This window comes from Ruminococcus sp. AF37-20 (assembly GCF_003460465.1).
Taxonomy (GTDB): Bacteria; Bacillota; Clostridia; order Oscillospirales; family Ruminococcaceae; genus Hominimerdicola; species Hominimerdicola aceti.
The window spans coordinates 1-13,654 of the sequence record NZ_QTVE01000011.1; the positions used below are offsets into that span (position 1 = coordinate 1).

General features: G+C 40.4%; 11 protein-coding genes and 2 pseudogenes. 10 read left to right on the forward strand and 3 right to left on the reverse strand.

The features are described from left to right. From DW015_RS08390 to DW015_RS08430, 10 genes and pseudogenes are all read left to right on the forward strand, one after another. Positions 1 to 2,194 (forward strand): glycoside hydrolase family 2 TIM barrel-domain containing protein (locus DW015_RS08390; RefSeq protein WP_117905317.1); only part of this gene is annotated, 2,194 nt, incomplete at its 5' end. 120 nt (positions 2,195 to 2,314) lie between these two features. After that, a pseudogene (locus DW015_RS13765) lies at positions 2,315 to 2,464 on the forward strand (galactokinase family protein); the annotation flags it as partial. A gap of 85 nt (positions 2,465 to 2,549) precedes the next feature. Beyond that, positions 2,550 to 3,386 carry a UDP-glucose 4-epimerase GalE gene (galE, locus tag DW015_RS08400; protein ID WP_242993251.1) on the forward strand — a complete coding sequence of 279 codons (837 nt, stop codon included), beginning with the start codon at positions 2,550 to 2,552 and terminating at the stop codon, positions 3,384 to 3,386. Between the two features lie 14 nt (positions 3,387 to 3,400). Next, complete coding sequence (locus DW015_RS13770; RefSeq protein WP_242993252.1) at positions 3,401 to 3,568, forward strand: hypothetical protein; 168 nt, start codon at positions 3,401 to 3,403, stop codon at positions 3,566 to 3,568. A gap of 26 nt (positions 3,569 to 3,594) precedes the next feature. Beyond that, positions 3,595 to 3,938 (forward strand): annotated as a pseudogene (locus DW015_RS13775) (galactose-1-phosphate uridylyltransferase); the annotation flags it as partial. Positions 3,939 to 4,073: 135 nt separating this feature from the next. Beyond that, entirely contained in the window at positions 4,074 to 4,880 is an 807-nt protein-coding gene (locus DW015_RS13780) for a hypothetical protein (protein WP_242993258.1), read from the forward strand. Positions 4,881 to 5,515: 635 nt separating this feature from the next. After that, positions 5,516 to 6,859 (forward strand): MATE family efflux transporter, encoded by a 1,344-nt coding sequence (locus DW015_RS08415; RefSeq protein ID WP_117905321.1) that lies wholly within the window; start codon positions 5,516 to 5,518, stop codon positions 6,857 to 6,859. A gap of 375 nt (positions 6,860 to 7,234) precedes the next feature. Next, positions 7,235 to 7,699: an NUDIX domain-containing protein gene (locus DW015_RS08420; RefSeq protein ID WP_117905322.1), complete on the forward strand. Its 465-nt coding sequence runs from the start codon at positions 7,235 to 7,237 to the stop codon at positions 7,697 to 7,699. Between the two features lie 19 nt (positions 7,700 to 7,718). Next, positions 7,719 to 8,450, forward strand: a complete 732-nt coding sequence (locus DW015_RS08425) for a nucleotidyltransferase domain-containing protein (RefSeq protein ID WP_117905323.1) — start codon at positions 7,719 to 7,721, stop codon at positions 8,448 to 8,450. A 136-nt stretch (positions 8,451 to 8,586) separates the two neighbouring features. Further along, on the forward strand, positions 8,587 to 11,145 hold the full coding sequence (locus DW015_RS08430; RefSeq protein ID WP_117905324.1) for a TetM/TetW/TetO/TetS family tetracycline resistance ribosomal protection protein: 2,559 nt from the start codon (positions 8,587 to 8,589) through the stop codon (positions 11,143 to 11,145). A gap of 42 nt (positions 11,146 to 11,187) precedes the next feature. On the opposite strand, the gene DW015_RS08435 is transcribed toward DW015_RS08430, so the two are convergent. Genes DW015_RS08435 through DW015_RS08445 form a run of 3 tightly spaced genes read right to left on the reverse strand, consistent with a single transcriptional unit; the run spans position 11,188 to position 13,525 of the window. Next, complete coding sequence (locus tag DW015_RS08435; RefSeq protein WP_117905325.1) at positions 11,188 to 11,367, reverse strand: hypothetical protein; 180 nt, start codon at positions 11,365 to 11,367, stop codon at positions 11,188 to 11,190. 14 nt (positions 11,368 to 11,381) lie between these two features. After that, positions 11,382 to 12,554, reverse strand: coding sequence for a sodium/glutamate symporter (gene gltS / locus DW015_RS08440; RefSeq protein WP_117897291.1), 1,173 nt, complete (start codon positions 12,552 to 12,554; stop codon positions 11,382 to 11,384). A 17-nt stretch (positions 12,555 to 12,571) separates the two neighbouring features. After that, on the reverse strand, positions 12,572 to 13,525 hold the full coding sequence (locus DW015_RS08445) for a TAXI family TRAP transporter solute-binding subunit (protein WP_181979882.1): 954 nt from the start codon (positions 13,523 to 13,525) through the stop codon (positions 12,572 to 12,574). Positions 13,526 to 13,654: the final 129 nt, after the last annotated feature.

Below are 13,654 nucleotides of genomic sequence, written 5' to 3' on the forward strand. Positions count from 1 at the left end.
TACTTTGATTGTTTTGTATGTGTCAAGTTTTATTATACAGGATTATCTCTACACGTTTACAGTGATTCTGACAGACGAAGACGGAAATGAAATCGAGGTCAGCAGAATCAAAGTCGGATTCCGCCGATTTGAACTGAAAAACGGAATCATGTGCCTGAATGGAAAACGTATTATTTTCAAGGGCATCAATCGACACGAATTTGATGCGAAAACAGGCAGAGCAATCACAAAGGAAGATATGCTGTTTGACATCCAGTTCATGAAGAAAAACAATATCAATGCAGTTCGTACCTGTCATTATCCGAACAATTCTCTTTGGTATCAGCTTTGTGATGCATATGGCATTTATCTGATTGATGAAACCAATCTGGAAACACACGGTACATGGCAGAAGCTTGGTGCAACAGATCCGTCTTGGAATGTACCGGGTTCACTTTCGGAATGGAAAGAAGCTGTACTGGACAGAGCAAAATCAATGTATGAACGTGACAAAAATCACGCAAGCGTTCTCATCTGGTCTTGTGGAAACGAATCCTACTGCGGAGAAGATATTGCTGCAATGTCGGAATATTTCAGAAGCGTAGACCCGACAAGACTGGTGCACTATGAGGGCGTTACAAGAGTTCCGGACAATCAGTATGATTTCATCACGGATATGGAAAGCCGTATGTACGCAAAACCGCAGGAAGTGGAAGAATATCTGAAACAGAACAGCGGCAGACCGTATATCAGCTGTGAGTATATGCACGCTATGGGCAATTCTCTTGGCGGTTTGAGCCTTTACACTGACCTTGAGGACAAATATGAGGCTTATCAGGGTGGTTTCATCTGGGACTACATCGATCAGGCAATCGAAACCAAAAATGACGACGGGAAAACGGTTCTGGCTTATGGCGGAGATTTTGAGGACAGACCAAGCGATTACGGTTTCTGCACCAATGGTGTGATCTATGCTGACAGAAACTACTCTCCAAAGGTTCAGGAAATGAAGGCTCTGTACTCCAACATCAGAATGTCTATTCAAAACGGAATGCTTACCGTAGAAAACCGAAATCTCTTTGCAGATACAAACAACTTGTCCTTTGTTGTACGATTGGAAAAGAATGGCGTTGTTCTGAAATCCGATACATTTTCTCTGAATGTTCCTGCCGGAGATAGCAAGACAATGAAACTGACACTTCAAAAAATAGACAGTGTAGGAGAATATGTTTATCATGTTTCCGCCGTTACCGCAGATCAGACACTATGGGCAGATGCAGGGCACGAAATTGCCTTTGCACAGGAAGTGTTTGAAGTGAAAGATAATCAGATTCCGGAAACCACATTGCAAAAGCCAACGATTGTATACGGCGATGTTATCATTGGCGTTCACGGAGAAAACTTCTCCATGATGTTCGACAAAAAAGAGGGCGGCATCAGTTCTCTGAAATACAATGGTTTTGAATATATCACACGCACACCAAAGGTCAGCTTCTGGAGAGCAATGACGGACAATGACACCGGTGCTTCCGAGCCGTACAATCTTGCACAGTGGTATGCCGCAGGTAAATTTGCAAAGTATAAAACCGTTTCATGGCTGGAACAGGAAGATGCTTTGAAAATCACATTCACATATCAGGCTGCCTGTGTTCCGACTTTTGAGTTTACTGTAACCTATACCGCACACTTTGACGGAAAGCTGGGTGTAAGTGTAAATTATGCAGGAGTAAGCGGTATGTCCGATATGCCGGTTCTTGCATTGGACTTCAAGATGAAAAAACAGCTTTGCAATTTTCAGTATTACGGACTCGGTCCTGATGAAAATTACAGCGACCGATGCAAAGGAGCAAGACTGGGATTGTGGAAATCTACGGCAAAAGAAAATCTTTCCGGTTATCTTGATCCGCAGGAATGCGGCAATCGTACCGGTGTAAGAACGCTCTCTGTCCATGATGATATGCAGCATGGTCTGACGTTCCAAAAGGCATCTGCTCCGTTTGAAATGAGCGTACTGCCATACAGTGCCTATGAACTCGAAAACGCAATGCACCTAGATGAACTTCCAAGTGTTCGCTACACATGGGTCAGAATCGCTGCAAAGCAAATGGGTGTCGGCGGCGATGATTCCTGGGGTGCACCGGTGCATGAGGAGTACAGGATCCATGCAGATCAGCCGATGAAATTGGAATTTGTAATTATGCCCTTAAGATCGTAAGAAGAAAGGAAAGCAATGAAAATACAGGATTTTCAAGACAATGTTACTTGTGGTGGATTTGATAATATCTTCGCAAATATTTATAAGCCACAGGATATAAAAAGTCAGAAATCACGATATATGAGTGCTGTGGAGAAATTCACAGCACTGTATCCGAATAGAAATGATATACACGTTTATTCTGCTCCGGGTAGAACAGAAATCGGCGGTAATCATACCGAACATCAACATGGCTGTGTCATTGCAGGAGCAGTTGACTTAGATGTTATCGGTGTTGCAGCATTTCATGATGAAAACATCATCAGAATTAAATCAGAGGGATACAATGAATTTGCAGTTTCACTGGACGATTTGTATGTTCATATCGGTGAAAAAGGTTCTTCTGAAATTGTCAGAGGGATTGCAGCTCGCTTTAAGGATTCACTTTGCAGCATATTCTCTTGTTGGAGAAAGCGTTGTCGATCCACTCAAGTATTACGACAATAATCTCTGCGGAACAAAAATTCTTTTGGATTCCATGGTTGAACATCATATTGATAAAATTGTATTTTCCTCAACCGCTGCCACCTATGGTGAACCGGAAAATATTCCGATTCTTGAAACAGACAGAACACAGCCAACCAATCCATATGGTGAAACCAAACTTGCTATGGAGAAGATGTTCTATTGGACTTCAAAAGCTCATGGTTTAAGATACGTTTCTCTCCGCTATTTCAATGCTTGCGGAGCAGACAAATCAGGTAAAATCGGCGAGGCTCATAATCCGGAAAGTCATTTGATTCCTTTGATTCTTCAAGTCCCCAATGGAAAGAGAGAAAGTATCTCCATCTATGGAACAGATTATGATACTCCTGATGGAACTTGTATCAGAGACTACATCCATGTTACCGATTTGGCTCAGGCACATATTCTCGCTGTAAAGTACTTAAAAAACGGAAACGAAAGCAATATTTTCAATCTTGGAAATGGTGTCGGCTATTCCGTAAAAGAAGTAATTGATAAAGCAAGAAAAGTGACAGGGCACCCGATTCCGGCAATTGAAACGCCAAAGCGTGCCGGAGATCCTGCACGACTGGTGGCTTCCAGTGAAAAGGCAAGAAAAATTCTTGGCTGGAATCCAGTACACGATAGCCTTGAAGAAATTATATCTGACGCATGGAATTGGCATAAGAATCATCCAGATGGTTTTTGAAAAGAGGTGTTATCATGATATACAGGGCAATAAACGGATTAATCCGTCATGCAATAGAAGCTGATTTGATTACAAATGACGATATTTTCGTTGTTAGAAATCAGCTTATGGATATACTAAAACTGACTGGAATGATAAAGAACCACTCACGGGAAATATTGAAGAACTTCTTGAGCCCCTGATCGACTATGCAGTAAAGGCAGGAATCATTGAAGACACTTCTGTACAACGTGATCTATTCGATACAAGAATTATGGGTGTTTTCACACCTATGCCGAGAGAAGTTAATGCCACATTTCAAAGAAAATATTCTGCTTCGCCATCAGCAGCTACAGAATGGTACTATGCTTTTAGTAAAAGCCTGAACTATGTTCGTGCTGAAAGAATTGCGAAAGATTTAAAGTGGACATATGAATCAGAATATGGAACACTTGACATTACTATAAACCGTTCTAAGCCAGAGAAAGATCCTCGTGATATTGCTGCTAAATTGCAAAAAAATCAGCCTATCCTCAATGTCAGCTTTGTGTTGAAAATATGGGATTCGCAGGTCACCAGACACACCCTGCAAGACAAAATCTTCGTCCGGTAAAGTTAAATATCAACAGCCAAGATTGGTTCATGCAGTATTCTCCTTATGGATATTATAATGAACACTGCATCGTCTTTAATAAACAGCATATTCCTATGACAATCAATGCACAGGTATTCAATAAACTGTTTGATTTTGTTGAGCAATTTCCACACTATTTTATCGGTTCAAATGCAGACCTTACTATTGTAGGCGGTTCAATTCTAACGCATGAACACTTTCAAGGCGGCAATTATAATTTTGCAATGGCAAAAGCACCGATTGAAAGAACATTTCTTTTGAAAAAATATATGAATGTTAGTGCCGGCATTGTAAAATGGCCGATGTCTGTGATACGTCTTTCTTCAAAAAGCAGGACGGCTTTGGCAGCTGCATGTGCTGATATTTTATCAAAATGGAGAACATATACGGATGAAGTGGTTGGAATTTTTGCAGAAACAGACGGAATTCTGCATAATACAATTACTCCAATTGCAAGAGCAACTTCTTCTGGATTTGAATGCGATTTGGTATTGAGAAACAATATTACAACGAAAGAAAGACCGTTAGGTGTGTTCCATCCGAATCCTACCTTACATCATATCAAAAAAGAAAACATCGGATTGATTGAAGTGATGGGACTTGCTGTTCTTCCGGCGCGTTTAGCAGATGAACTGACACTTTTAAAAGATGCAATGCTGTCCGGCAAAGAGATTGCTACAGATGATAAAATTGCATCTCATGCAATTTGGGCAAGCGAAATTCTAAAAAAATATTCTGATTTTAACGCTGATAATGCAATGGAGATTATTCGTTATGAAGTCGGAAGAGTTTTTGAGCAGGTACTTGAAGATGCCGGAGTATTTAAGAGAGATAAACAAGGAAAAGAAGCATTTGCAAGATTTGTAGAACAATTAGGTTGATTTGGAATATATGAAAATGAGCTATTGCATTATGTGCAGCAGCTTATTTTTAATTTAATTCAATTATTCGAGGCTGAGAATTTATTTCAGCACATCATCCAGCGGAATCCAATTATCTCCTGACATATATTCGGTGTAGATTGTATTATTTATGTACAATTTCTTGGCAATTTTTTTAAACCTATTCTACACTATCAAAGGATATGTGCGTTATCTGAATTTTGTTGACTTTTTATATTTGTATGCTATAATATAATTACTGCCTAATATAAAATGCACTGATGAGTAGTGTCATTATCTTAAATTTGAGGTTTGAGAGAAGTGTAATTTTATAGGGTAGTAAAACTTCCAAGACAGGATATTGTTCTTACACCAAAAACTGAAAATAGATTATTTTTTGTGGATGAAAGATATGAGCAGGGATTTCCGTTGGATGAGAATGAATCGTTCTACATTGGAAAGTCGATAGCCGGATTGAAGTTGAATCAGTCGGCACAGAATCCGATTACATATCTGTATCCACTGGAGAAAGATAAAATTCATATTTAACGAAATTGACAAATCGGAATTTGAGAAGGTAAGTGAATGGGATATCACGATACAAGATACCAAAGATACCATGGAGGAATATGATAATGTCGAAAGATGAGTATTTGATAACCGATACGCCCTTGAAAGCGTTGACGGTTTTTGCAATGCCAATGATTATTGGAAGTTTCTTTCAGCAAATATACAATATGGCCGACTCTGTTATTGTCGGCCAGTTTGTTGGTTCTTCCGCACTTGCAGCTGTCGGTGCATGTGCAGCATTGACCAATGTGTTCATTTGTGTGGCACTGGGAGCCGGTGTCGGAGCCGGTGTGCTTGTGAGCCGTTATTTCGGAGCCAGGGAGTATGGCAAAATGAAAACAATCGTGTCAACCTCCTTGATTAGCTTTTTGCTTCTAAGTATAGTCCTTGGTGTTTTTGGCTTTTTCTTCGCCAACTCGATGATGAGTGGACTGCAAACCCCTGCCGACATACTGGATGATGCAGTACTGTATCTGCGGGTCTATTTTGTGGGCTTTCCGTTTCTGTTTATGTATAACATTCTTTCTACCATGTTCACCTCAATCGGCGAATCAAAAATTCCGCTAGGACTGCTGATTTTTTCGTCCATCCTGAATATTTTAATGGATCTTTGGATGGTAGCCGGGCTAGGTCTCGGTGTGTTCGGTGCGGCTATTGCAACCTTGATTGCACAGGGAATTTCTGCTGTGTTTTCGTTTTTGATCTTTCTGTCTCGGATGCGGCAATACAAGAGCTCCTTTAGCAGGTTCGACCGGCAGGAGCTGTATTCCATGCTTCGCATTGCGGTACCATCGGTTTTGCAGCAGTCCACAGTGTCTATCGGTATGATGATCGTGCAGGCAGTGGTAAATCCTTTCGGTACACAGGCACTCGCCGGGTATGCAGCAACGATGAGGGTGGAAAATGTTTTTTCATTGATCTTTGTATCCATCGGCAATGCGGTTTCGCCATATGTTTCCCAAAATCTTGGTGCAAAGAAAATTGATCGTATCAAAAAAGGCTACCATGTTGCACTGGTGCTGGATCTATGCTTCGCGGTCATTGCGTTAGTGACCATTGAAGCGCTGCATACGCAGATCTCCTCACTGTTCTTAGGAAAAGACGGAACGGCGTTGGCCTATCAGGTGTCTGGTGATTATATGAGGTGGCTTGGTTACTTTTTCATCTTCATGGGTATCAAGATGGCAACCGATGGAGTTCTTCGTGGTCTCGGAATTATGCGTCCGTTCCTCGTTGCAAACATAGTGAATCTTGCGATTCGTCTGTCCGTTGCCCTGATTTGTGCACCACGTTTCGGCATTGCCTTTGTCTGGCTTGCGATACCAGTTGGCTGGCTTGCAAACTTTTTGATCTCCTATGTGGCTCTTAGGAGATCATGGCCGACTGATAAAATGGCATCCATTAGTTAAATTCCAGTTTGTAGGGATGACATGAAAAATGAAGTTTAAGGAACAGAACTTTACCTTGTTTGCCTATACAAATTATAGAGCAATTCAAGGTTATCAAAGGCTCGAACCACTAGATTTTAAGGGAAAAGGTGCGTTCCACCATTCCCTTGTACAATAGGGGTTGAGTATGTTTTTCGTTGAACAACCGAGCCACGTGGAGTGTGTGGTATTGATAACAAGGAAAGCGCAGTAAATCAGGACAGTTAGCTTAGCGGTGTGGTTTACACACATTGGTTAAACATGCCGCTTTTTATAGGGCATGGCAGTTTAGCGTATAGGATAATATGTTTGTGGTGACAACAGTTCCACAGCGATACAAGTAACGTTGGAGATATTATGGATAGAACTGTAAGAAATGCAGCAAAAGCATTAATTATTAAAGATGATAAGATGTTGGCAATCAAAATAAGTGACGGAAAAGAAGAATGGTATATTATGCCCGGCGGCGGACAAGATGTGGAGGAACTTCTTCCTGAAGCAGTTTGTAGAGAAGTGGCAGAAGAAATGGGATTGCGGGTAGTTGTGAAAGATTTAGCGTTTGTTATAGAGGGTTTACATGGAGAAAAATTTCATCGTGTAGATTTGGTGTTTTTATGTGAGTATATTGGAAAACTTGAAAATGCCGTCTTGCAAAGTGATACAAATCAAGTTGGATATGATTGGTTAGATATTAAAATATTAAATACAACACCATTATATCCTTCAAAATTACGCCGACAGATCATGAATTTGTATGAAGGAAAAGCGTATAAAGTTTATTTAGGAAATGAAGAAATTGGAGACCCGGAAGTAACAGACTAAATAATGAAGGAACTTGTTTATGAGAAGAGTGATACCAGCAAATAAAGTAAATCATGATTATGAGAAAGTATTGAGTGAATTTGTGTCAGCCTTAAAAAATAGATTAGGTGAATACTTATTAATGGTTTATTTGACTGGAAGTTATGCGAGAGGAGATGCAAATGATAATTCTGATTTAGACGTGTTTTGTATCTTTAGTACAATAAATCAATATGTCTTAGAAAATGTTGGGCATTGTGCAAGAAACACATCTATCCCTTATGATTTGTTGGAGATAAATACTCAATGCTTATCCGTAGACGAATATAAAAGCAAAATATTTGAAGATTGGTCAGAATATGCAATTGCTGAACTAAATAGTGTTTTATTGTATGGTGAGCAATTGGTGAAAATCGAAAATATAAATGAAAAGATACAGTTATCCTATAAGAAAAATTTAGCAAATATTTTAATGAGTGTTCGCCATTATATATGTGTAGATGAGCCAAAAGAATTACTTACGCACCAAAAAATTTCGACATATATTTTGAAGCCGCTCATGTTTGCATTAAGACAAGAACGCTTTTGTGCAACAGGAGTTTATCCCTTGTCGATAGAAAGTTTATTAGAATCGTTTCAGGATGATAATAGAATTATGGTTGAATACTTTCTAAATAAGGAAAGATTTGAAACGGACATTTTGTCTGATCATAAGGATATTCTGATGTTTCTTAATGATAAAATACAAAATTTTCTTGAAAATGATTTATAATTAGATAGCATGAAGAAAGCATATATACGAACCCTTTATATCGCAGAAATGGGCAGACCTTTATATGAAAAGTTTGGATTTGTGCAAATGAAGAATGAAATGGAGTACATTGAAATTTAGCAAATAGGAAGAAAATATGAAAAAAACAGTAATAGGCATAATTGCCCACGTCGACTCAGGCAAGACGACGCTTTCGGAAGCAATGCTTTATTTGTCTGGCAAAATAAGAAAGGTCGGACGTGTAGACCACGGCGACGCTTTTCTTGACACGGATATGATTGAAAAAAACAGAGGTATAACTGTTTTCTCAAAACCCGCAGAATTTGAATATAAAAACACATCTTTCACCTTGCTTGACACACCTGGTCATGTCGATTTCTCAGCGGAAACTGAGCGTGCATTACAGGTGCTTGATCTTGCTGTGCTTGTTATAAGTGGCACAGACGGTGTGCAGAGCCATACCCAAACTCTTTGGAGGCTGTTAAAGCGTTATAACGTCCCAACCTTTGTTTTTGTGAACAAAATGGACTTGGACGGTGCTGATAAAACCTTCGTCATGAACAGTTTAGAGGGGCGTCTTGGCAGTGGATTTGTGGATTTCTGCCGTATGAAGTCCGAAGTCGCAGAGGATTGCGCCCTTTTTGATGAAAATATTATGAATGAGTTTCTTGAAACGAGATCAATGTCTGACAAGATACTGTCAGATGCCGTGGCTCATAGAAAAGTATTTCCATGCTTTTTCGGCTCAGCTTTAAAATCACAGGGCATAGAAAAATTTATGAACGCCCTTGCAGAGCTTGCACCGTGTGTAAATGACAGCGGTACTTTTGGTGCAAAAGTGTATAAAATTTCAGAGGACAGTGGCTCACGTCTGACTTTTATGAAGATAACAGGTGGCTGTCTTAAGGTTAGAGATCTAGTAGATTACACATCGGCTGACGGTGAAAGCTTCTCGGAAAAGGTCAGCAGGATAAGAATATATTCAGGGGCAAAATATCGTAATGCGGATAACGCTGAAACTGGCGTTGTTTGCGCTGTTGAGGGGTTGACTAAAACCTATGCAGGGCAGGGGCTTGGTTTTGAGCAGGATTCTGCAAAACCACTGTTGGAACCCGTTCTTACCTATCGTGTCGAGCCTGTGCGTGATTTGGATATGCACACTCTGCTGTCGTATTTCCGTGTGCTTGAAAATGAAGATCCACAGCTTCACGTCGATTGGAATGAACAGCTTGGCGAAATACATATCAGTATAATGGGTGAGGTGCAGCTTGAAATACTGAAAAGCATTTTCAAACGGCGCTTTGATATCGACATTGATTTTGGCGAGGGAAGCATTGCATACAAAGAAACTATTGAGAAAACGGTTTATGGCTATGGTCACTATGAGCCGCTTAGGCATTATGCTGAGGTGCATTTGAAGCTTGAGCCGCTGGAGCGTGGCAAGGGTCTGCGTTTTGCAACGGAATGCAGTGAAGATACGCTGGACAAAAACTGGCAAAGACTTATTCTTACCCATTTGCAGGAGAAAAAGTATCTTGGCGTTCTCACAGGCTCTCCTATTACAGATATGAAAATAACGCTCGTTTCGGGAAGAGCGCACCTTAAACACACAGAGGGTGGCGACTTCCGTCAAGCAACATATCGTGCCGTCAGACAGGGACTTAGAAACGCAAAGTCCGTTCTTCTTGAGCCTTATTACAGCTTCACTCTTGAAGTTCCACAGCAGAACGTGGGACGTGCTATAACAGATATACAGAACATGGGCGGAGTTTTCTCACAGCCGGAGGTATCGGGCGAATTTTCCGTTATAAAGGGAAGCGCACCGGTGTCGGAAATGCGTGGATATCAATCGCAGGTCATAAGCTACACCAAGGGCGTTGGAAAGCTGATATGCACTTCTGACGGTTACCGTGAATGTCATAATACAGAAGTTGTGCTTGAAGAATATGGCTACGATCCTGACAGAGATCTTGAAAATACGGCAGATTCTGTATTTTGCTCTCATGGCGCAGGTTACAATGTCAAATGGAACGAAGTTCCTGATAAGCTTCACATACCTCCAGAGGACAAACGCAGGCAGGTTTCTCAGCCACAGACATACGCTCGTGCCGAAGATTTTGTAAGACGTGCAGCAAGCGACAAAGAGCTTATGGAGATATTTGAACGCACTTACGGAAAGATAGAACGTGATAAGTACTATGCGATGCGCAGACCTGAAAAGTCTGTAAAGTCAGCGTCAAAGTCGAAGCAGATATACTCAGGCGTGGAATATTTGCTGGTTGACGGCTATAACATAATTTTCTCTTGGGACGAGCTGAAAAAGGCTGCCAATGAGAGCCTTGACCTTGCACGAAGTATGCTTGTGAACAGGCTTTGCAACTATCAGGGATACAAGCAATGTGAGCTGATACTCGTCTTTGACGCATACAAGGTCAAAGAGCAGGAGCGTGTAGTGGAAAATTACCACAATATCAGTATAGTTTACACCAAAGAAGCCGAAACGGCTGACACTTATATCGAACGCACTGCTCACAAGCTCAGCCGAGAGCATAAGGTAAGGGTCGCCACATCTGACGGCATGGAGCAGGTCATAATCATGGGCAGCGGTGCTTTCAGAATGTCAGCTCAGGAGCTTCACGAGGACGTTATCCGTGTGGAAAAAGAGATAAAAGAATATATCTCCAATATGAAATAACAAAAAACGATTTTCTGAAAATAACCAGAAAATCGTTTTTTGTTATCTTTTCCTTTTCTTGGGCTTTATTTTTATCTCAGGTATTGCTAAGTTGTCGAATATTACACCTGATTCGCTATTATTTTCGTTTTCATCACTCTCAGTTTTTACATCTTCAACGTGAACTTCTGGAAAAGCAAGGTTATCTGTATAACAGTCAAGATGTTTGTTCTTTTTGTTCATATTCTTTTCCTCCGTTAATTAATAAAGTTGATAAATCCTGTTATAACAAGGCTGTTTATAAAATCGGCAAACATACTTCCAACAATAGGAACAAGCATATAAGCCTTTATTGAAGGGGCAAATTTTGCTGTTAAAGCCTGCATATTAGCCATAGCGTTTGGCGTTGCACCCATTCCGAAGCCGCAAGTTCCTGCCGCAAGCACTGCCGCATCATAGTTTCTGCCCATTACATTATATACGATAAAGTATGAGAACATTGCCATAAGAAGCACCTGTGCAACAAGCATGATTATCATAGGCAATGCAAGCTCGGCAAGCTGCCAGAGTTTCAATGTTATCATTGCTATTCCGAGAAAAAGTGAAAGACAAATACCACCGATATCATTTATTTCACCCATGTGTATGTGTATTTTACCGCTGTATTCACCGATGTTTCTCATAAATGCTGCAACGATCATTGATCCGATATACACAGGAAAAGTCATGCCTGAATATGAAAGCACCCATGATACAAACGTGCCTATTCCCATTGCTATCGCAAGCTGATAAGCTGCAGGTGCATACATGCTTACAGAACGGTGATGTTTTTGTTCGTCCTCGACAAGTATAGAGTCGTCCTCAGGAATAACAGTTTTCAGCAGATCGTGTTTGAGTATAAGCTTTCTGCCGATAGGTCCGCCCATTACAGAGCCTATAATCAATCCAAAAGTAGCCGCTGCTGTGCAGAGGCTTGTTGCTCCTTGCTGACCAAGGTCCTCAAGCACTGTGCCAAAAGCACCTGACGTTCCGTGACCGCCTACCATTGGAATAGATCCTGTACACATACCTACCAGCGAGCTTACTCCCAATAGCTTTGATAGCCCCACTGCAACCGCATTCTGCGCAAATATCAGCACTATCAGGCATAATAAAAATACAATTAGACTTTTACCTCCTGCTTTCAAAACTTTAATGTTTGCCTGAAAGCCAACAGAAGTGAAGAACATGACCATGCAAACTGTTTTTAGCGTTTCATCAAACTGAAATTCGACTATTCCTGCGACGTGAAGAATACATGATATGATAGCGAAAATAACTCCGCCGATGACAGGAGAGGGAATACAGAAGGTTTCAAGAAATCTGACTTTCTTTTTGAGAAATCCCCCTAAATACAAGACTCCTACTGCCACCGCAAGAGTTTGATACATATCTACATTTATTGTTTTCAAATTTTATCCTCCTCTGTTATAGCAGTTCCAATGCTGTTATAATATTCCACTGCCCCTTTATGAAAAGCACACGGGATATTATCTGTCGCAAATTTTGTGTCATTATTCGCAAATGAGATCCTTTTCTTTATCTGGTCATTTTCCTCAAAAAGCATTTTCGTGATATCTGCTACAGTGTCGCTGTCCATCTTTTGGCTTGCCACAAGAACAGCCTTTACGCCAACAGTCTTGACGTCCTCGTCAATGCCTTTATAAGTTCCTGCCTTTATTACAGTTTCATAGTATCCGTCATAAAGATTCGTCATATATGATATCGTTCTGTCATCAAGAGGCAATATTCTTATATCCATTTCCTCAGAAAGCTGTGTTATAACATCACATGGAGCACCAAGTACCACAAAAAATGCATCGATAGAGCCGTTTTTAAGTGCCTCAGCAGACTTCTGATAGTTCATGTTGCACACATCTATCATGTTATAGTCAAGACTTACAGAGTTTAAAATGTACTCAGCATTTTTTGCTACGCCAGAATCTTCTTCGCCAACAGAAACCTTTTTGCCTTTAAGATCAGCAGGAGTTTGAATATCTGAGTCAGCCGGAACGATTATCTGAAAAGACTCCATGTAAAGAGCCGCAACTGCACGGACGTTGTTTATTTTGTTACCATTAAAATCTCCTGTGCCATTCACTGCTTCAGACAGGACATCGCTTTGGACTATTCCCATGTTGATAAAGCCGTCCTTTAAAAGCCTCATGTTAGCCTGAGAACCAGCCGTTCTTATATTTGTGATGTTTTCATCAATATCACTGAGAGTGTCAGCAAATTTATAATATATACCACCTTCGTTGCCGGATCCCAGTTTTATCTCAGAGCGTTTACAGCAAGAGCAGAACATTGTAAGTATAGCAACTGTAACAATAAATATTATTGTATTTTTTATTTTTCGCAATCCGATCATTCCTTTCTAAAATATTCAAAAAGTTATCCTACTGATAATATCATATCCATATTTGCATTAAACATATATTTCATATAAAAAAATCACCTATCAGCTTTTGGGTAATATCATTGAGGTTAA

Coding starts and splice junctions, on each gene's coding strand:
- DW015_RS13770 (WP_242993252.1), top strand. CDS start 3,401: ATGATATACAGGGCAATAAACGGATTAATCCGTCATGCAATAGAAGCT.
- DW015_RS08420 (WP_117905322.1), top strand. CDS start 7,235: ATGGATAGAACTGTAAGAAATGCAGCAAAAGCATTAATTATTAAAGAT.
- gltS (WP_117897291.1), bottom strand. CDS start 12,554: ATGTATCAAACTCTTGCGGTGGCAGTAGGAGTCTTGTATTTAGGGGGA.
- DW015_RS08435 (WP_117905325.1), bottom strand. CDS start 11,367: ATGAACAAAAAGAACAAACATCTTGACTGTTATACAGATAACCTTGCT.
- DW015_RS13780 (WP_242993258.1), top strand. CDS start 4,074: ATGACAATCAATGCACAGGTATTCAATAAACTGTTTGATTTTGTTGAG.
- DW015_RS08425 (WP_117905323.1), top strand. CDS start 7,719: ATGAGAAGAGTGATACCAGCAAATAAAGTAAATCATGATTATGAGAAA.
- DW015_RS08415 (WP_117905321.1), top strand. CDS start 5,516: ATGTCGAAAGATGAGTATTTGATAACCGATACGCCCTTGAAAGCGTTG.
- galE (WP_242993251.1), top strand. CDS start 2,550: ATGTTCATATCGGTGAAAAAGGTTCTTCTGAAATTGTCAGAGGGATTG.
- DW015_RS08430 (WP_117905324.1), top strand. CDS start 8,587: ATGAAAAAAACAGTAATAGGCATAATTGCCCACGTCGACTCAGGCAAG.